We start from the raw sequence: 19,329 nt of genomic DNA on the forward strand, positions 1-19,329 counted from the left end.
CGGGTCCACCCCCGCGAAAGAGCCGCTATCTTGAACGCTCGGCCAAAGCAGGTCAATAGGCCGAAAATCTGTAAGCGAATGATTTTGCTGCAAATAGACTCTGCAAGGTGTCCACTTTTCGTGACTTTACGGTCGGCCATTTCCTTGTAAATCAACCAGCTAGCAAGGGATAATCCGAACACCTGTTTGAAATGGTTGCAGTGGCCGCCCCACCGGATCAACACCCGGTAACAATGCAGCGGGCGTTGCGGCCAACCCAGGCAGTGGTGCGGTTTGGCCTATCTCTATATACTCCGCGCCACCCCAAGGCTGGCCCCAGGTGGCTGCTGAGAAAGGTTTTTCTGTGGCAGAGTGTTTCAGAACCCCTTTCTCAGTGGCTTCAGGGCCGAACACGCAATCGATAGCGAGGAGACAGGCTGTGGAACGCGAATCTATGGAAGTCGATGTAGTCATCGTCGGCGCCGGTCCTTCCGGTCTGGCAACCGCCTGCCGTTTGGGCCAGATCGCCCAGGAAACCGGTCAGGAAATCAGTGTGGTCGTGGTAGAGAAAGGCTCCGAAGTCGGCGCCCATATTCTCTCCGGTGCGGTGCTTGAGCCCCGTGCACTGAACGAGCTGTTCCCCAACTGGCAGGAAATGGGCGCTCCGGTGAACACCAAGGTCACCGGCGACGAGATCTACTACCTCACCGGCCCGGAAAAGGCACAGAAAGTGCCGAACCTGTTCGTACCCAAGACCATGCACAACGAAGGGAACTACATTATTTCCCTGGGTAACCTGTGCCGCTGGCTGGCAGAACAGGCAGAAGGTCTGGGCATCGAGGTCTTCCCCGGCTTTGCCGCCAGCGAAGTGCTGTACAACGACGATGGTTCCGTAAAGGGTATTGCCACCGGCGATTCCGGCATCGGCCACGACGGCGAAAAGAAGCCCAGCTATACCCCCGGCATGGAGCTTCACGCCAAGTACACCATCTTCTCAGAAGGTTGCCGTGGCCACCTGGGCAAACAGCTGCAGGAAAAATTCAACCTGCGCGAAGGCACCGACCCGCAGCACTACGGTATCGGCATCAAGGAACTGTGGGACATCGACCCGGCCAAGCACCAGGAAGGCCTGGTAGTACACACCGCCGGCTGGCCGCTCACCGAGTCCGGCTCCCCGGGTGGTGCTTTCCTGTACCACATCGAAAACAACCAGGTTGCCCTGGGTCTGATCACCGATCTGGCCTACTCCAACCCGCATGTATCTCCGTTCGACGAGATGCAGCGCTGGAAGACCAACCCGGAAATCAAGAAGCACCTGGAAGGCGGCAAGCGTGTCTCCTACGGCGCCCGTGCCATCTCCAAGGGTGGCCTGCAGTCCCTGCCGAAGATGACCTTCCCCGGTGGTCTGCTGGTGGGCTGTAACGCCGGCACCCTGAACTTCGCCAAGATCAAGGGCACCCACACCGCCATGAAGTCCGGCATGATTGCCGCGGAAATCCTGGCAGAAGCCCTGAAAGGCGGCCGCGGTGGCGACGAGCTGACCGAATACAAGGATGCCTTCGACAAGAGCTGGATCCACGAAGAGCTGCACGCCCAGCGCAACTTCGGCCCGGCCCAGCACAAGTTCGGCAACTTCATCGGTTCTGCCTTTGCCTTCGTGGACATCAACCTGTTCAACGGCAAACTGCCGATCACCATGCGTGACACCACCCCGGACCACGCCACGCTGAAGCCGGCAGACCAGAGCAAGAAGATCGACTACCCGAAACCGGACGGCAAGATCACCTTCGCCAAGCTGGACAGCGTTTTCCTGTCCAACACCAACCACGAAGAAGATCAGCCCTGTCACCTGACGCTGAAAGACCCGAACGTACCGCTGGAGGTGAACCTGCCCAAGTGGAACGAGCCGGCCCAGCGTTACTGCCCGGCGGGTGTGTACGAAGTGGTCGAGGACGAGAACACTGGCGACAAGCGTTTCCAGATCAACGCCCAGAACTGCGTGCACTGCAAGACCTGCGACATCAAGGACCCCACCCAGAACATCAACTGGGTGGCTCCGGAAGGTACCGGCGGCCCCAATTACCCGAACATGTAATTGGCCGCACGGGCTTCCGTGTCGCACACAAAAAAGGCGCCTGAAAAGGCGCCTTTTTTGTGTCTGGTCAGTTGCCGGAATTCTGAAGCATTCGCTTTGCAAGCAAAGCGCCAACGGTGGATTCCGCAAGGGAATCAGTCATTACCCCGTTGGAGCCTTGCTCACAAGACGAATCAGCCGCCTTGCTGTGCTTTCACATCCGTCGCAGACAAACACTCAGACCGGCTTTCTTTGCAGCCGTTGGGCCACCCGGGCCCGCTGCTGCGCACGGCTCTTGCGCAGACGATACCAGGCCAGACGGATGCGATAATCCAGGGCATCCATCAGCTCCAGGGGAGGCATGGCCGGCATGTGCAGATCCGGCTTGCGGGAGTGAATCCGCTTGGGGGCTTCCAGAGTTTGAGGGTCGTTGCGCTTCATGGTCTCCTCCCTGTTTGGGAACGTTGTGGAGTGGCTGGGCTGTGATTGGCGTCCATGATGCAATCGGGTTTACTATCAGTAAATCGAAAAGATCTTTACTCATCGTTCAATTTTTCTGAAAGGTGAAACATGCCCCCGGACAGCCCGCTTCAACCCCTCCTGGACACGGAAATCCTGCGCAGCTTCGTGGCTATCGCGGAAACGGAAAGCTTTACCCAGGCCGCCGCCGAAGTGTTCCGCACCCCCTCTGCCCTGAGCATGCAAATCAAGCGGCTGGAGGAACAGGTGGGGCAACGGCTGTTCTTGCGCGAAGCGCGTCGGGTCAGCCTCACCGCCGAGGGCGAGGCCATGCTCGGCTACGCCCGGCGCCTGCTGAAACTGAACCAGGAGGCCATCAGCCACTTTACCGCCCCGGAGCTGGAAGGCACCGTGCGGCTGGGCACCCCGGATGACATCGGCACCCGCATCCTGCCCCAGGTACTGACCCAGTTTTCCCGCTCTCATCCTGCGGTACAGGTGAATGTGATCGTCGGTCGCAGCGCCGACATGCTCAAGCAGCTGGATGCGGGCAAGCTGGACCTGATTATGGTCACCACCGGTAAACAGGGTCGCCCGGCACGGGGGGAAGTGGTGCACAGCGAACCGCTGGTGTGGGCCGGCGCCCAGGGAGGGATCGCGGTGAGCCAGACGCCCCTGCCCCTGGCGCTTGCCAGCCAGGGCTGTCCCTGGCGCAAGATGGCCCTGGAGGCCCTGGACCGCAGCGATCACCGCTACCGGGTGGCTTACACCAGCGAACATTGCGCCGGCCAGGAGGCGGCCATGCAGGCGGATCTGGCCATTGGCCCCTTCCCGCTCAGCCTGATCCAGCCTCCCCTGCAGCAACTGGGCGAGGAATATCAGCTGCCCGAACTGGGCGACTATCAGGTCGCCATGCTTTACCGGGGCGAAGAAGGCTCGGCCACCCATGTGCTGGCCGGCCATGTGCGGGCGGTGTTCCGGGCATTGCGGCTTTAAGGGCAGAAAACGCCACGATGATACAAATAATTAATTTTGTCTCATTGTTTGATGGCGCACTCCTCGTTAGCATGAAAAAAAACGGCGTATGAACCACCACGCTGACAGCGAGGACAGAAAAACAATGACAGCCCAAGCCAACCTGGAAAGTCGCCAGGCCCGACTGGAACACCAATGGCCCACTCCCCCCACCGCGCGGGAACTGGACGCGCAATTTCCCGGCATCTTCGATGGCGCCATGCTGCTGGCCGGTGGTGCCAACATTATCCTGCAACTGGCCCTGCCAGGGGTGGGCTATGGCGTCGCGGAAAGCCGGGTGGAAAGTGGCTCGATCCTGCATCACCCGATCAAACGCTCGCGCACCACCTTCACCTACCTGGCCGTTGCCATGATGGGCACCAGTGAAGAGAAGCTGGCCTACCGCACGGCAGTCAATCGTTCCCATGCCCAGGTCCACTCCACCGAACACTCACCGGTGAAGTATAACGCGTTCGATGAGAACCTGCAGATGTGGGTGGCCGCCTGTCTCTACTGGGGCTTTGTGGATACCCATCAGAAACTCCATGGCCCCATGAGCCAGCAGGAAAAGGAAACCTTTTACCAGCTGGCCCACCCGCTGGGCACCACCCTGCAGGTTCGTCAGGACACCTGGCCGAAAGATCTGCAAGCCTTTGACGCCTATTGGCAGGAAGGCCTGCAGCAATTGCACATCGACGACCGTATTCGCCGGTACCTGATGATGATCGCCGACCTGGAATTCCTCAGCCGGCCAACCCGCTTTCTGCTGGGGCGCTTCAACCGGTTTGTGACCACGGGTTTTCTGCCGCCGGAAATCCGTGCGCAAATGCAGCTGGAATGGAATGACAAAAAGCAGCGGCGTTTCGAGCGTACCGTGCGCACTATTGGCCGCATCAGCCTGCTGCTGCCACGTGTGATCCGGCAGGCCCCTTACAATCTGGTGCTTTGGGATTTCCGCCGGCGCCTGAAGAAAGGCAAGCCGTTGGTTTAAGTGCTTCGAGGATCAGAGAGGGAAAGGTCACAAACACCCGCGCCTCCAAGACGTAAGGTGCACTGAGCCTAAGGCGAACTGCACCGATGCCGCGTTTGATGGTGCAGTTCGCCTTAGGCTCAGTGCACCCTACGCAATCTGTGACGGTGTCCTCTCATGAAAAAATGGAGGACACCTCCAACGCCGAAAGCGCCCGCCATTCGCCCGGCTTCAGCGTTTCATCCAGCACCAGTTTGCCAATCGCCAGCCGATGCAACGTCAGCACCTTGTTATCAAAACGCCCGAACATGCGCTTGATCTGGTGATAGCGGCCCTCGCAAAGCCACACGTCTGCCTCAAACGGGCTACGGATTTTCAGCGCCGCGGGGCGCGTCGTAATGCCTTCGTACTCAAACCACATCCCCTCGGCAAACGCCGTCACATAGACGTCGGTTAACGGCTTTTCCAGGGTCACCCGATAATGCTTGCGCACCCGGTTCTCCGGCTGACTCAACTGCCGGGACCAGTCGCCATCATTGGTCAGCAGCACCAGGCCGGTGGAATTGAAGTCCAGTCGCCCGGCCAGGTGCAGCCCCTCACGCTGATCCTCCGGTAGCAGATCCAGCACCGTGGGGTGATGATCATCACGGGTGGCACTGACCACTGCGGCAGGCTTGTTGAGCATCAGATAACGGGGCCGGTTTGACTGCAGAATCTCGCCGTCGCAAACCACCCTGTCGAACGGACCAATCCGTCGTTGCCGATCCCCTTCAACCTGACCATTAACCTGGACACGGCCGCCAGCCAGCAATAACCGCAGATTGCTTCGGCTGATCTGCAGGCGAGCGCTGAGGAAACGGTCAAGACGATGGTATCGGGAGGTCATGGAGACATGATAACGGAGCCGGCGGTCTCCGTAATGGGGTCTGACAGAGTGCCAGACCGGGCTCGCGAAATTTGCGGGACGGTGGCAGCTACCAACGGATTGCCCTGACGACCCCGAGGTGGGGTCGTCAGGGCTTTCTCGGGTTCCCTAGATAGAGACCGGGAAATGCTGGTCGATCAGATCCTGCGTCACCGCCGTGGGTATATTGATCAAGCCAATCCCCGTATCGGAATAACTGCCCTCATCCGGGAAGTTGGCCAGGTCGATGACCTCAAAACCGGTCCGGTTCTGGAAGCTGCGATCCAGGCCCCGATTCATGATGTCACTGGCCACCGCCGGGTTGTGGTGTCCGGTGGGAATCAGGAACCCGAGAAGACTGTGCAGCACCTCATGGGCCAGGGTTTCACCGATGAGTCGACCGACAATATCAATTGCCAGTTGCTTGAGGCGAAGATCGGTAAAATCCAGCCCCTGCATCTGCTGGACCACTTGACGGGTAGCATCATCCACATCCCCGGCCGCGCCGCTGGCGGCCGCATCATCGAACGCCCCGGGCCAGACGGAGATCGTCTCGTCATACACCGTCGCGCCGATGCCACCGGTCCCCGCCTGCGTACGACCAGCGAGACCCGCTGAAGGCGGATTGCCCCGCAATGTGGCGACAGTCAACCGGTTTGCGGCAGCCCCGCCCGCTGCAAACTGGGCCGGCAATGCCTCATTGAATGGCGCCATTTCCCAAACAGTGCGGACATTCGCCGTCATCAACAACAGGTCACAGGTTTCCTTGGCCGCCATCAGCACCGAGGGTTTCACGTCATCCAGGCTATAACTGGCCAGTACCGCATCAAACGCCGCCGCATCCTCGCGCACGGCGATAAACTGCGGCACGGACAAGGGCACCTTGATGCTCGCCAGGGCGGTGCCGGCCGTGTCTCTCAGGGTGTAGTCCAGCTCCTGCAATCCAGGAATCAGCGGCGTGACGGTGATGTTGTCATCCTCTTGCGATGACAATGCCATGGCGGCGGGATTGGGTCGAGTCCAGCGACCGGTCGCCCCTTCCGGCTCGCCTTCCACATTCACCGAAAGGCCCAGGGCGCCACTTTTATCCCCCGTGGCCGGACCAAACGCCAGACCATCACGGGAGGTGGGTGCCGTGAGGATGATCACCGGCGCCGTGCTGTCCGGGATCCCGGCAGCCGTTCCCCCCAACAGGGAGTTGGTGATGGCATTGCCCTGCCCTTCACTGAGCAGGCCACTTTCCACCGCCCGTCTAACGGTTTGCACATGATCGCTGACCTGTGACGGAGAGCTCTGGCGCACCATCTCGCCGGTGAGTGCCTGCAAGGCCCCATTGTCACCCGCACTGCCCGTTGCCGCACCGCCATTGCCACCGGAGCCTGACGGCGCGGATTGAATTCCGCTGGTGCCGGAACTGGCCGTGGCCGGCTTGCCGCTAGAGCCGATAGGAACACCGGTATAGGCCGAAACCAGCCCGCGAACCACATCGCCGGCGATGGCATCCATGGCCGCGCGGTGTTGACGGGTGCTGGTGAACGCTTCTTTCGTGGCGTTATTGATAAACTGAAGCAGTTCCGCTCCCCGGGAAAGGTCACGGAAAATATCCGGCGTGCCCATCACATTCAGGCCTGCCGTCATACCATTGGGGTTGGGTACCGCCGGCGCGTTCTGCAAGTTGATCATCGGCGTGGCGAAATCCGAAGGCCGGGTGTCGCTGCCCTGCGCCCGTGAGCCCGGGGAAATACCGGTAATCTCCGGTGCCGACTTCTGGCAGGATTGGTCTGGATCAATAAAGCGTTCCACATCCCGTTTCTCTGTGGCGTTGCAACAGGACAGGAACACTTCCGCAAAGACGCCCCGGGTAGGCAGGCTGACCATACGACTGGAAACCACGTAGTTGGGCGCATCAATCTGAACCAGTTTGTGGCCCTCGAGTAATTCGAACGCCACATAATTGCCGAGCACTCCCACCGGCTTGTTGACGATACTATCCAGCAAGGAATTTCCCTGGAACTGGAAGCGGTCAAACCGCATGGCGCGACGATCCGGGTCCTCCATATACCAGATGGCCCGCAGGAAACGCATGGGGCGGGACTGGATATAGGCAATCAGGGACTTGAGCTTACAGTAGTCTTGATGCTCACGGCCACGATAACCATCAAAGTTGATGGTCGGCGGTGTGATGTCCAGAGAGACATGAGGATTGTCATTACTCAGCGTCACATTCGGCTGCACGACCGTCAGGCGGAAACTCTGCCGCTCCGGCACAAACCGGGAACGGTCCGTCCGTGCCGTGATCTCGATGCGGGTCAGTTTGTGATTGAGGGTCTGCTCGAGCAAATCATTGAGACTCTCTCCCAGCAAACCGAATATGCCGGTGTTGCCGGTAACCCGTGCTGATTCAACCGGATCAAAGCCGATGCGGACGGCCTCGATATCTTCGGCTCTTACAGGATCAGAAATAAACTCCACGGGAGCCTGGTCCGCACTGCCACCCCGGGGTGTCAGCGGAAAGCTCTGCCCGTCATTGGTTTCGATACTGATCGTCAGGCCGGGGCGCCAGGCCTTGTCCAGGCGGATATTCCACCGGGAGAAAGTGGCATAGGGGGTCTCGATATCGTACACATCACGGCAATGCAGCAGTCGCGACAACGATTCAAACGCCCGGCTATAGCTGCGCGGAACCATGCGACGAAGCAGCCGGGAGTGGCGATCAAGAAACCGCGTGATGGGTCGGCTCGGTGCCAGTCTGAATTTATTGAAGCTGGGAATATCATCAAAAATGGCGTCGTCGATATCATACGGCACCAACACCACCGGCTTCTCTTCCACCAGTTCGGTTTTCACCGAATAGTGGGACAGCACCTGGAAGTACTGCACCGTCATGGCGTGATTGCGATTATGGTTGTGCACCGTGCGAGTCTGAATACGCTCGGATTCCCGCTGCGAGGACGTTGTCACCACCGTTGAACGTTGCGAGCGAATGGAGGACGCCCGCTGGGTGACTTCATCGGAGATATCCTGGACCGTGGACGCCTGCAGGCTCCGTCGCCCGGTGGTAGTACTGGAGGTCTTACCGCCGCCCCCACCAATGCTGAAAAAGCCCAGATCCAGGCTGGCACCACCACCGCCACTGCCGGATTCACCGGTCTGACGTTCGGTGAGCACCGAATCAACCACCTCTTCAATGGCACGGTCATGGTTCAGTTCATGTTCCATCTGCTCGCGCTGGACCCGTGACTCGACCCGCGTGTCACGCTGTGTTCTGGACCAGTCCACAAATGCCAGATTCACATGCTCACAGGGTGCCAATGCCAGGGAATACAGCAATTCGCCCAGCCCTCTGCCCACGGGATACCAGCCCTGGCGATACATATTGACCCTACCCAGAAGCAGGTTTCCCCCGGTCAGCCCATATACCGACGGGGACTCATCGCCAAAGGGAATCGGCGACTGCACATCCTGGCGAGAGATTCCTTTCTCACGGAAGTTCAGCAGTGGTTCATTCAACCGCACAATCTGCCGGAAATGATATTCCCGCGCCGGGAACTCCGTGCGGGGCCGCAGGCAGCAGTTGCCGTCCACGTGCTCTTCATTCAAACCAAAAGAGCGGGGAGAATTCTTGATATCAATGTCATCCGGATCTTCGATGGTCCCGGGGATTTCCGGCCCATCCCGACCTGGGAAACGCGGTTTCAGTTTGTCCAGCAACTCCGGGCGAATCACCACCTGGTGGGGAACCCCCAGATCACGGTGGGTGGCAATGGACGCATTCAGCACCGGGGTGCGCTGAATATCACTGCCCTCTTCATTGCTGCCGCCTTTGCCAACGACAATGTGCATATCGCTGATACGACTGAGCGGAAAATTGCCAAGATTCACCGAGGCATAGCCGAACTTGTTGGTATGGCCGTTACGCAGAACCAATACCTCACCGCTGTCGGCATCCTTCGCTTCCAGGCGAAACGGCACATTCTCAGCAGCCTGGCCCTCTTCGCTGTTCACCAGCATGCGCACCTTGCCAAGGGTCTGGACGGGCTCGGCTACACCATCCTTCACCACCCGCCCCTGGCGTGGCCACTCGCTACTGATGGGAGTGAGGCTCTGGTATTTTGCTTCACTCAGTTCGATGTTCATGGTTTCAAACTTGGCCGCTTTGACCACGGCAGGAATCTCGGCCAGTTCCGCCTGTGGGCGACTTTCCAGGCCTAGCGCGCTGGCGATTTCCGGGGCGCTGGCAGCTTCATTCTGCAGCTCGATCAATTCGTCGCGAAGCACTTTGATTTTGCGATCAAGGCTGGCGGCACCAGCCTCGTCACCGCGTTTTTTCATCGCTTTCGATTCGGCCTCCAGCTTGCTGATACCGGCATCAAAGCGATGAACACGATGGGTCAGTGCATCAATATGTTTTTTGGTGAGAGAAAGAGACGGGGAAGCGTCGTCGCTTCCAGAGCGATCGTCCGTTGCCATTTTGACCTCCGTGTCATGGCTGATATGTGCAGTGCGGCGAGTCTGCCGGCACCGTTGCAGAACAACGAAGCGGTTGCTTCGTCATTTCTGCCCTCGCATTGTGAACCTAACGAAGCCCTAATCTGCTACGTCCATCACGAATCCGGAACAAAATTTGGAGCACTTTCGTTCCAGATAACAGCCCCGCACGGGCCGGCTCATTTCGCCCCTGACATAAAAGTGTTCTCTTTCTGATTAGGTCGCAGGAATGCAGGACGCCGTCTGCGGCAAGCAGCCGCGATCTGGCAAGGGGAGATCAAGCAGAATCAGTCGTGGCGCGGGCCGGATGGATCCGGCTCACTTACTGGTAACGTTTGCCCTGGTGTTTCAACCAGCCATCCACATGACGGCCTTGTGGATCATGGTGAGTCCAGTGGACCACCCCACCCCGCTCATTCCACTCGTACTCACCGTAGAAGCTGACACTATCGCCTTCACGCAAGTCCGGAATCCGTGGCGCCAGATCGATGTTGTGCGCGATCAGAAGGGTCTGGCCAGAGCCCAGCTCCAGAATGAATTTCTGGTGGCGGCTACCCTTATTGTCGTCCGGCAGCACCTTGACCACCCGACCGGCCCCTTCTACCTGAACATCGCTTTGCCGATTTTCATAGGCCGCCTGAATCAGGCTATTACCGGCAGCCGCGGTCGTTTCCGCCTGGGGCGCCTGAGTCGGCGGCTGGCTGACGGTGCTGTCCTCTCGCAGGTTATCCAGCCCGTACAGTGCCAGCACTGTCACGGCAGCGATAATCGGGGCTATTTTTCTCATCAATATTCTCTGGCCGGCTTATTTCTCCCCTTTTTTACCACAAGCCATCCGCAATGGCAGAACCGCCATCCACAAAAAAGGGGCAGCCCAGGCCGCCCCTCTCTCTTAATGCAGACTCAAAACCCGTCAGGCTTCCACCGTTGCCTCAGCATTGGCACACACAAACTCATAATCCGTGGAGCGCACGTTGCGGGTTTGCAGCCAGTAACGCCAGGTGGAACCCGGCCACAGGGCGAAGTTCTTGCCATCGTCCTGTTGGTACCAGCTGGTGCAACCGGAGGTCCAGGTGGTGCCCTGCAAGCGACGCTGCACGTTGGCATTAAAGGCTTCCTGGGCTTTTGGTTTCACATCCAGATAGTCCGCGCCTTCCTCACGCAGCAGCGCCATGCATTGCAGGATATATTTCACCTGACACTCGATCATGAACAGAATCGAATTGTGGCCCAGCCCTGTGTTCGGGCCCACCAGCATGTACAGGTTCGGGTAGCCGCTGACGGTAACGCCATAATGCGCTTCCGCAGACTTGGCCCAGTCTTTATGAAGATCATGGCCCGGCAACCCGGTGAGCGGAAAATCTTTCATGTAGATACGCGGATCCACCACAAAGCCGGTGCCAAGAATGATGCAATCCGCTTCATGCTCTACCCCGTCTTCGGTGACCACGCTGTGGGCTTTCACTTCGCGGATCCCCGCAGTGACCAGTTCCACATTGTCGCGGTTGAACATGGGGTACCACTTGTTGGAAATCAGCACCCGTTTGCAGCCGAAGGTGTAATCCGGGGTCAGCGCCTTCACCAGCGCCTTGTCCTTCACCTGCAAACGAATGAACTGCTTGCACAGGGCACCCAGCAGTTGCGCCGCCTTCGGGCTGGAAGCCGGGGCCACCCGGGATTCATTGCTCCAGTACAGCCGCGCCCGATGCAGTTTGCGCAGCGCCGGGAAACGCTTGAACAGCCGCTGCTGAATGCCCCAGTAACCGCGCTCATCCCGGGGAATCACCCAGGCCGCGCTGCGCTGGAACACGGACAGTTTCTTCACCTTGGGGGCGATTTCCGGGCAGTACTGAATGGCGCTGCCACCGGTGCCGATGGACACCACCTTCTTGCCCACCAGGTCATACCCATGGTCCCACTCGGCAGAATGCATCACCTTGCCCTTGAAGCGCTTGAGCCCCTTGATGTTGGGCACGTTCGGCACATGCAACGGGCCGGACGCCAGCACAAAGTGGCGGCAATCAATGGTCATGCCCGCCGCGGTGCGCACGGTCCAGCGGCCAGTGGTTGCATCGAAATGGGCTTCATTCACTTCCTGGTTGAACTGGATAAAGGGCCGCAGCTGATACTGCTCCACGGTATCGAGAATGTAGTTCTCGATTTCGTCCCGGGGCGCGTAGCGCTTGCTCCAGTCCGCCTTGCCGGCGAACGAAAAGGAATACAGGTGTGACTGCACATCGCAGGCCGCCCCGGGATAGCCGTTGAAGTACCAGGCCCCGCCCACTTCCGCCGCCTTTTCCAGGATGACAAAATCCTCGTTGCCCGCCTCACGCAGCTTGATCGCCATGCACAACCCGCCGAAACCGGCGCCCACGATGGCCACATCCACGGAAATCGTCTTTGCTGAAATCTTCGCTTTACTGGTCATGTCCCTGCCCTCCTCAGGCGGCTTGCAGCCGGTTCACATCAAAGGCCGCCACTTCGTCCATCAGTGCCTCGGCCTGGTCCAGGAATTCCCGGTTGTCATGCATCCAGGGGTGAAAGCCGGGGCGGAAGAAATCCATCCAGTCCGGCAGTGCCCGGCGCAGTACCCCCGGGCGGCCCACCGTCAGGTTGATCACCTTCCACCACCCCTTCAGGTTCAACAGGCCACCGCCCTTCGCCACCATCACCGTGTAGAACGGCACGAACAGGCTCCAGAACAACGCATTGGCCAACAGAAAGGCCCCCACACGCAGGCCATAGGCCTTGATGCCCTTCCCCACCACCTGCTCGAAAGCATCGAAACACACCGCCTTGTGTTCGGTTTCCTCGATGGCATGCCAGCGCCAGATCGCCGAGTAATGGGGGTCCACCCCTTCCATCAGTTCGGTATTGCGCAGCAGCATGTCGCCCAGCACCGCGGTCAGGTGCTCCAGCGCCACCGTGGCCGCCAGCTGTACGGAACGGGGCGCCTTCTTCACCAGTTCCAGCAACCGCACCACCACCGCATCCATGGCCTCGATGGGCATACCCGCCGCCACCAGCGCCTCGTTGTATTCCTCGTGCTCACGGGTGTGGAAGCCTTCCTGGCCGATAAAGGCGGAAACCTGTTCCTTCAGATGCGGGTCGGTGATTTCCTGGCGATAGTTGCGCACGCTCTGGATAAAGAAGCGCTCCCCCGCCGGAAAGAAAATCGACAGGGTGTTATAGAACTGGGAGATATGCAGCCCGCCCGGATTCCAGCTCAGTGCCTTGCCGGCGGGCAGCCCGAATTTGAGATTCCGGCGCACCGGATCAACCTGAATTGTCATTGTCATGCCCCTTGAACAGATCGGATTGATCGGATGCTAGGGCCAGCACGATGACAGGCTCAATAGTTACATTAAGCAATGTTATGGTTTGTTGATATGGGTCAAATTGGGCGGGACAAGAAGATACAGGGAAGGAGTGGATGTTTACTTTTCGCATGGCCTGCCGATCGCATGACCGCAACCCCGGTGGCGGACAAACTGGGGCACTCGCTGGCACTGATCAAGGCCGTTATCGGTCTTCAATGGGTACTTGGCTATAGGTGCTGTAGGAGCACCTCTTGGGGGCGCGAAGGGCTGGAACCAGCGTTCTCTGGGTTCGATGACACGTACGAGGAAAGACCCGACCGCAAATCCGAAAACTACTCTTATCCACAACCCAAACCAAATAGAAATGATAAATTACGGATTAATCGCTCTTACTTCCTCACCATAAATAGATTCATAAATCACCTCGATTAGAACATCGCGCTCCAAACTACTGAAGAGCGCCTTGATGAGGTAACTTTTATAGGGGTCCTTCATCTGAATATGAATGAGGTCAACACTCTTCCCAGCCGGCAACGAATAGGTTTGAGCCAATCTAATTTGATCTAAAGTGACGATATCAAAAATATCTTCCCGGAAACTCAAAAGAAAACGTGACAAGTCATCAAAAACAAACTTATTAAGCTCATCCCCTCTCTTAAATAGTGACAACCCTCTAATTATCGCTGGCCCTACTCCATTATTCTCAAGCCTAACAGTTAAAGACCTTTCCTCATGATGAGTCCAAAGATGAACAAGAGGTTTAACGCTTAATCTATTGTGATGTCTCTGATCTTTCTGATTTTGCACAACAGCGCCTCCAACCCAAGATGCAACGACAATAGAGGACACAGCGGCCATTAATTCTGCTGCGTGAAATAACGCCGTACTTAAATCTGTCATTTTTTACCTACCAGAAAAAGGCCTCAATATTTCTTCCAATCCCGGGATCTTGAGCTCGGGTTCCTAGGCTGTAAGATTAATGGGAATTGGGAGACCTGCCCCCCATTGCTTTTACAGAATTTAAGGCACGGGCAAGACCAGATCTCCATGACTCTCAACCCTTGATGTACGTGGCACGCTCTTAATTGACTTATAAATCCTGAGTTAGCTCTCACGTCTTACAACATACCGAGCTCTGAACTCTTCAACTTTATCAACAAACTCAGACCGATGAATCATTCGGTGACAGTTCGAGCAAAGGACTGAAAAGTCAGTTTTAGGGTCCAAAGAAACCTTTTTTCCCTTTAACACATGGAGCGGCGTAAGGTGATGGGCTTCGATATAGGTCCGGCCAATTTCGCCATATTTCTGTGAAAAGTCGAAACCACAAGCCTGGCATGTGTATCCATGAATCCTTTTCGCCTTTTCAGAAAGCTTCCGATTCCGCTCGATTCGCTTGTGTTCGCGCAGCTTTGTTAAGTCTTCCTGATCAAGTCCGATCTCATCCTCCTCCTCAGCGCTGGATGAGGTTGGAGTTAGATCTTTCGTTACAAGGCGGAAATAGAGATCAACGAACTGATGAAGGTCCGCAGCAAGGTCGTCGTCGCTTGGGATACTTCCCCTGTTGTAATACTTTGAGCAGATAGCACCCGCCTCGTAGAACGCCCCAAGGCTCGACGCTTTTTCGACGGCGAGATCAATGGCTCCAGTTACTGTATATGACGGGACGTTCCCGAGTCTCGCAATGTAATCAGCCGCCCGAGCGGAAAGTGCAACTTTGGCATCCGCACCATAGACTTTACGTACGGTTGTCACTCCTTGGTTCAGGGACAGATACGCTCCCGAGAAATCTTCGCGAACCAAATAGACCAAATAGAAGCCATCTTGGGCTGACTCAGTGATGAAACGATCGTAAATTGCCACCCATGGAACCTTTGCCCAGTTGCCTTGACCAGGACTTCCATGAACGAGGTAGCGATCGCCAACATCAAGAACATCTCGAACTACTGAAGGCACTTCGTTCCGGATGAAATCAGCAACTGCGTGCCCCGCGAATCGCTCCTCGAGAGCTTGCGGATACTCTTCCAAAAAGAGGTTAAGTGCTGCGTTAATACTCATATAGTGTCCAAGTGAGAGCTAACGCCCTGGTAAGCCGCCGGTATGGAGCGCAGCGAAGTACCGGTCGGCTTCACCTACTAATTAAATTATTACCTTGGCAACGACAATAGGAAATCGTCAGCCAACTCAAAAAGACAATCCGTTGGATCCTCCCCCCGCTCCTTCATATGAAGCATTTTGCAAAAAAATTGTCGTCCACTGCTAACATCAGCTTTCCGTGCTCACGCATGGCGCCTTGCATCATTTTCAAAGCATTTTTATCAGCACCAGCCCTAGTAAGAATAATTGCAACTTTTCTCAAACCTCTCTCGAGCAGATACTTCTCGGTTGTCAGTACTTGCCCTTGCTTTATCTTCCCAACATAATTTTTGAACTCGAAAATAATGTACCTGCTATTAAGATGCTCAACTAGGAAACTCCAAAACTCTGTCATTGGCCGAACCCGACAAACAAAGTCGTACCGGCTAACCCCATCGTCTGTTCGCTTTTGTGAAGGACCAGGGGTCAGGTCTCCCATTTCCCAGACTGTAGGTGGGAATTGGGAGGCCTGACCCCATTGTTTTGTGTTTTGCGAAAAACCCAAGCCAACCCTTAGGCAAATATAGAAAATCAATAATCAACCGACGCCCCTATTTTTGCCCTTATTGAATCTACAATTTTCTTTTCGATGTCAGGAACTTCAACCCTTATTACCTCAAAAGCTGCATCTTGCTTATCGATAATATTGTCAAATTCCTCACCTGTTGGGACTCTCAATAGTTGTCTTTCAGCGCTATGATACTCTCTAACGGCCATGAATATTTTTTCTAAAAATGCCTTTACCGCATCATCAATATCTTCAGGAAAAAGCACTCTGTTTTCTCTGTACTCATTTCTCACGATGGACCAGGATTCCCTAAATCTTAATTTAGATTTCCCCACATCCTCTGGAAAAGAAATTGTCGCCAAATCAGCCTCCTCTTGTAGTTTTATAATTGATTTATGGAGACTCAGTAATGCCGACGCCTGTTTCTCGAAAATACCACCATATGAAATCTGTAGCTTTATTCTTTCCTTCTCAAGCTTGTGTTCGTAATCACTTAATTTTGATTCGAGATTATTCTGGAATGATCTCGTCTCTTTATCGAGCCAAAACTTTATTATCGATCTAAACAAAAATGATACCGCCGTAACAGCGACCACATATTTAGAAAAATCACTCTCTAGAAAATCAATCACCACCACCTCTAACACTTTAAATTAATACAAGTTAATCCGCGACCTGCCTTGGGATCAGATCTCCCATTTCCCAGACTATAGGATTAATGGGAATTGGGAGGCCTGACCCCATTGCCGCGGCCCTGGCATTTCCGTTTCAGTGACGCCGAACGTCCGGCTAAACAGCGAGCGTTATCGAGCCCGGTGGAGGCCACGATTTTTGTGCTCGGAACGAATTTGAGTGGCTGTTTAGAGCCATTGAAAAACCTGAATTGCCACGCCAATTCCGGCAATAATTAAGCCCAACGTAGCCATCGCATTACCGCCTGAAAATAACTTCATTCTCTTTACAATAAATGGAGAGAAAAAAGCTAACAATAGTGCCGCCCCATAAAGATATACAAAGTCACTGGATTCGAAATTTTGACCAAGTATAAAGGTGCCAACCACCAAGAAAGCCACGACGATATATTCAAGAAGAGCAGGCAGCAACGCTATAACATCCCCAATATCTGCCTGAGAAATTTTATCCAGTTTTTTCTCAACACGAACGAACCATAGAGGCCTTCTTGTGTCCCCCCAAGCCAGAATAAGCCCCAGGGCCTCCAAGGAAATTGATAGTCTTGAAAAATCTGTAATATCACTCATTTATTTGTCTAACGCCGCATTCAGTGGCTTGCCCGCTTGCAATGGTTTGTTACAGCTCATTGCCGATCCTTCTCTGCCATTCTAGACCAAAAACCGGTTGTCGACGCATACTCTTGCAAAAGCCATCCAATCCTGGATATATATTTGATGAATTTATGTTCATTTTATTCAACTTTCGAAGCCCCTCAAACCTTTGCTTTGCTGGTATTATAATTTTAATTACATCAGCATCTTGAATTTCGTAGTCATTCAAAATTTTTCCATGGCTTACATCAAGCGTGTTCGTCGCAACAAACAGGCCTTGCTGAGATAATAAACGTTGATTGGAAAACGTAGGCTCAAATGCAAAAAGACATGGGTCATCTTTTCCATTTATAGGGTCAAGTATCCTTGAATATACTTCGAGACGATGCTTCCCGAAATATTCATCATCATCATTTATAATAGCATCATGATTAATGCAATAAATGGCAGCATTACCCTCGCCGGACTCTAAGGCAAAAAACAAAGCCACATAGGGAGAAAATGAGAAATCTAACAATCTGGTAGGCGCCCCATGATGCTGCATCAAAGAAAGCCAACTTAGGAGATCTTCATCCCGAGGGAGATGATCCAGGTACAAGTGAGCATTACACTTGAAACGATCTATCATCACTTTTTCATGTTCAATCCGATTAAGCTTCTTCTCTTTTCCGCTTTTAAGTTTATGTATTGACTGGGCTTCTTCAAATGCGCGATGCAATGAACTCTCAAGAGCCCAGTCAGAACAAGACTGCCCTCTAAAAATCCATTTTCGAAAGTGCTTTCTACCGACAATTCGATCAAAATCACTCCAGCTCGTTATCGTTTTAATTTGCATTCTGCTTCCTAGCCGTAACGCTGCGAGCAGCGGCGCGTATTTTGCGTCCGCTGCCTTGCCTGGTTAGGTTGGCGACACGCCATTGCCAACTACTGGCACGGTGTGAACCTGCGAACCCAACCTGAATTTATGGCACCTGCAAGAACCCAAACCTTGCAGCTACCGCCAACCTGGAATGTGGCAACCCATAACGAATGGGAACGACTTGCCACAACTCACAACCTCAACAACGGCACCAGAAGCGAAACTGCCGGATATGAGAACCGGCACAAAACCTGATGCTGGACTGCCTGCTACTGGCAGTGAATTTCAAACTGCTCCGGCCTCAATAAACAGGACAAGGCAGAGCAACCTAACAGTTATTAGGAAGCCCGCTCGAATATCCAATGAACACGCCTGCTTCCTATCACATTTATCAAATTTGCATACTGACCGATAAAAGCAGAAATATCGACGGGGTACAACGACGCCCTTTCAGGAAGGCAGTGATATGAGGAAGGCGGCATTTTCTGATCAAGCGATGGGGAGCAGTTTTGTACTCGTTTGAGCGAAGTTTTCTGACGAAGGGGGGATTTTGAAAGGTGTTCGCGCCTCAAGCGGCGTATTCGCTTCGCTCACCCTCCGGGCCGCACTACGTGCGTTACTTCGCTACGCTGCGTTCCTACAGTACGCATGGGGCATGGGGGCGAAGGCAGGCAGGGCCGGACGGCCCTGCCCTGGTGGGGTTCAGCCTTTGTTTTTCCAGTCCAGGCTATACAGATCGTGGCGACGATCACGCAGGTTGGTTACCGAGCCTTCCCGGTGCAGCAGTTTCAGCTTTTCCAGATCCACATCCGCGAACATGAGCATTTCGGTATTGGGCACCGATTCGCTGATGATGGCATCGTGGGGGAAGTAGAAGTCGCTGGGGGAAAACACCGAGGACTGGGCGTACTGGATGTCCACGGCGTCGACCCGGGGAAGGTTGCCCACGGAACCGGCGATGGCCACGTAGCATTCGTTTTCGATGGCGCGGGCCGCGTGGGCATCCTGATCTGCTACGACGTGGAATTCCCCGAGCTGGGTCGTATCCTGGCGGACGAAAAGATGGACATCCTCTTCGTCCCGTTCTGGACCGACACCAAGAACGGCTACCTGCGCGTACGCCATTGCGCCCAGGCCCGCGCCATCGAAAACGAATGCTACGTGGCCATCGCCGGTTCCGTGGGCAACCTTCCCCGGGTCGACGCCGTGGACATCCAGTACGCCCAGTCCTCGGTGTTTTCCCCCAGCGACTTCTACTTCCCCCACGATGCCATCATCAGCGAATCGGTGCCCAATACCGAAATGCTCATGTTCGCGGATGTGGATCTGGAAAAG

At 55.3% G+C, this 19,329-nt stretch carries 16 protein-coding genes and 1 pseudogene; 4 read left to right on the forward strand and 13 right to left on the reverse strand.

What is annotated here, in order from left to right:
- The first annotated feature begins 418 nt into the window (after window positions 1-418).
- Window positions 419-2,074, forward strand: a complete 1,656-nt coding sequence (locus tag A3714_RS11965) for an electron transfer flavoprotein-ubiquinone oxidoreductase (RefSeq protein WP_063509881.1) — start codon at window positions 419-421, stop codon at window positions 2,072-2,074.
- 216 nt (window positions 2,075-2,290) lie between these two features.
- Here the strand turns inward: A3714_RS11965 and A3714_RS11970 are convergent, their stop codons facing one another.
- Window positions 2,291-2,494, reverse strand: coding sequence for a hypothetical protein (locus A3714_RS11970; protein WP_062817980.1), 204 nt, complete (start codon window positions 2,492-2,494; stop codon window positions 2,291-2,293).
- 129 nt (window positions 2,495-2,623) lie between these two features.
- On the opposite strand from A3714_RS11970, the gene A3714_RS11975 reads away from it, so the two are divergent.
- Window positions 2,624-3,508, forward strand: coding sequence for a LysR substrate-binding domain-containing protein (locus A3714_RS11975; protein ID WP_063525745.1), 885 nt, complete (start codon window positions 2,624-2,626; stop codon window positions 3,506-3,508).
- 124 nt (window positions 3,509-3,632) lie between these two features.
- Window positions 3,633-4,517, forward strand: a complete 885-nt coding sequence (locus A3714_RS11980) for an oxygenase MpaB family protein (protein WP_082844628.1) — start codon at window positions 3,633-3,635, stop codon at window positions 4,515-4,517.
- A gap of 154 nt (window positions 4,518-4,671) precedes the next feature.
- Here the strand turns inward: A3714_RS11980 and A3714_RS11985 are convergent, their stop codons facing one another.
- From A3714_RS11985 to A3714_RS12040, 12 genes are all read right to left on the reverse strand, one after another.
- The gene (locus A3714_RS11985) at window positions 4,672-5,382 is read right to left on the reverse strand and encodes a pseudouridine synthase (RefSeq protein ID WP_063508229.1); all 711 of its coding nucleotides are present in this window, start codon (window positions 5,380-5,382) and stop codon (window positions 4,672-4,674) included.
- A gap of 147 nt (window positions 5,383-5,529) precedes the next feature.
- Window positions 5,530-9,870 carry a hypothetical protein gene (locus A3714_RS11990; RefSeq protein ID WP_063508230.1) on the reverse strand — a complete coding sequence of 1,447 codons (4,341 nt, stop codon included), beginning with the start codon at window positions 9,868-9,870 and terminating at the stop codon, window positions 5,530-5,532.
- Window positions 9,871-10,210: 340 nt separating this feature from the next.
- The gene (locus A3714_RS11995) at window positions 10,211-10,675 is read right to left on the reverse strand and encodes a DUF3465 domain-containing protein (protein ID WP_063508231.1); all 465 of its coding nucleotides are present in this window, start codon (window positions 10,673-10,675) and stop codon (window positions 10,211-10,213) included.
- Between the two features lie 126 nt (window positions 10,676-10,801).
- Window positions 10,802-12,316 (reverse strand): NAD(P)/FAD-dependent oxidoreductase, encoded by a 1,515-nt coding sequence (locus A3714_RS12000; RefSeq protein WP_063508232.1) that lies wholly within the window; start codon window positions 12,314-12,316, stop codon window positions 10,802-10,804.
- 13 nt (window positions 12,317-12,329) lie between these two features.
- Complete coding sequence (locus A3714_RS12005; RefSeq protein ID WP_063508233.1) at window positions 12,330-13,181, reverse strand: metal-dependent hydrolase; 852 nt, start codon at window positions 13,179-13,181, stop codon at window positions 12,330-12,332.
- 399 nt (window positions 13,182-13,580) lie between these two features.
- A complete protein-coding gene (locus A3714_RS17740) occupies window positions 13,581-14,108 on the reverse strand; it encodes a hypothetical protein (protein WP_156492941.1) in 528 nt (175 codons plus the stop codon).
- Between the two features lie 204 nt (window positions 14,109-14,312).
- Window positions 14,313-15,266, reverse strand: a complete 954-nt coding sequence (locus tag A3714_RS12015) for an MrcB family domain-containing protein (RefSeq protein ID WP_063508235.1) — start codon at window positions 15,264-15,266, stop codon at window positions 14,313-14,315.
- A gap of 163 nt (window positions 15,267-15,429) precedes the next feature.
- Window positions 15,430-15,699 (reverse strand): hypothetical protein, encoded by a 270-nt coding sequence (locus A3714_RS12020; RefSeq protein ID WP_063508236.1) that lies wholly within the window; start codon window positions 15,697-15,699, stop codon window positions 15,430-15,432.
- A 176-nt stretch (window positions 15,700-15,875) separates the two neighbouring features.
- Window positions 15,876-16,490: a hypothetical protein gene (locus A3714_RS12025; RefSeq protein WP_197463414.1), complete on the reverse strand. Its 615-nt coding sequence runs from the start codon at window positions 16,488-16,490 to the stop codon at window positions 15,876-15,878.
- 222 nt (window positions 16,491-16,712) lie between these two features.
- Window positions 16,713-17,111 (reverse strand): hypothetical protein, encoded by a 399-nt coding sequence (locus A3714_RS12030; protein ID WP_063526798.1) that lies wholly within the window; start codon window positions 17,109-17,111, stop codon window positions 16,713-16,715.
- A gap of 49 nt (window positions 17,112-17,160) precedes the next feature.
- Window positions 17,161-17,970 (reverse strand): FRG domain-containing protein, encoded by an 810-nt coding sequence (locus A3714_RS12035; protein ID WP_063510066.1) that lies wholly within the window; start codon window positions 17,968-17,970, stop codon window positions 17,161-17,163.
- Between the two features lie 726 nt (window positions 17,971-18,696).
- Entirely contained in the window at window positions 18,697-18,960 is a 264-nt protein-coding gene (locus tag A3714_RS12040) for a hypothetical protein (RefSeq protein ID WP_063527185.1), read from the reverse strand.
- 9 nt (window positions 18,961-18,969) lie between these two features.
- Between A3714_RS12040 and A3714_RS12045 the strand changes: the two are divergent.
- Window positions 18,970-19,329: pseudogene (locus A3714_RS12045) on the forward strand (nitrilase-related carbon-nitrogen hydrolase); the annotation flags it as partial.

Source organism: Alcanivorax sp. HI0007, from assembly GCF_001635525.1.
Lineage (GTDB): Bacteria > Pseudomonadota > Gammaproteobacteria > Pseudomonadales > Alcanivoracaceae > Alcanivorax.

Bases quoted from the DNA above. Each gene is read 5' to 3' on its own strand.
- A3714_RS11980 (WP_082844628.1), top strand. From the start codon at position 3,633: ATGACAGCCCAAGCCAACCTGGAAAGTCGCCAGGCCCGACTGGAACAC.
- A3714_RS11975 (WP_063525745.1), top strand. From the start codon at position 2,624: ATGCCCCCGGACAGCCCGCTTCAACCCCTCCTGGACACGGAAATCCTG.
- A3714_RS12030 (WP_063526798.1), bottom strand. From the start codon at position 17,111: ATGAGTGATATTACAGATTTTTCAAGACTATCAATTTCCTTGGAGGCC.
- A3714_RS17740 (WP_156492941.1), bottom strand. From the start codon at position 14,108: ATGACAGATTTAAGTACGGCGTTATTTCACGCAGCAGAATTAATGGCC.
- A3714_RS12015 (WP_063508235.1), bottom strand. From the start codon at position 15,266: ATGAGTATTAACGCAGCACTTAACCTCTTTTTGGAAGAGTATCCGCAA.
- A3714_RS11985 (WP_063508229.1), bottom strand. From the start codon at position 5,382: ATGACCTCCCGATACCATCGTCTTGACCGTTTCCTCAGCGCTCGCCTG.
- A3714_RS12000 (WP_063508232.1), bottom strand. From the start codon at position 12,316: ATGACCAGTAAAGCGAAGATTTCAGCAAAGACGATTTCCGTGGATGTG.
- A3714_RS11990 (WP_063508230.1), bottom strand. From the start codon at position 9,870: ATGGCAACGGACGATCGCTCTGGAAGCGACGACGCTTCCCCGTCTCTT.
- A3714_RS12035 (WP_063510066.1), bottom strand. From the start codon at position 17,970: ATGCAAATTAAAACGATAACGAGCTGGAGTGATTTTGATCGAATTGTC.
- A3714_RS12005 (WP_063508233.1), bottom strand. From the start codon at position 13,181: ATGACAATTCAGGTTGATCCGGTGCGCCGGAATCTCAAATTCGGGCTG.
- A3714_RS11995 (WP_063508231.1), bottom strand. From the start codon at position 10,675: ATGAGAAAAATAGCCCCGATTATCGCTGCCGTGACAGTGCTGGCACTG.
- A3714_RS11970 (WP_062817980.1), bottom strand. From the start codon at position 2,494: ATGAAGCGCAACGACCCTCAAACTCTGGAAGCCCCCAAGCGGATTCAC.
- A3714_RS12020 (WP_063508236.1), bottom strand. From the start codon at position 15,699: ATGACAGAGTTTTGGAGTTTCCTAGTTGAGCATCTTAATAGCAGGTAC.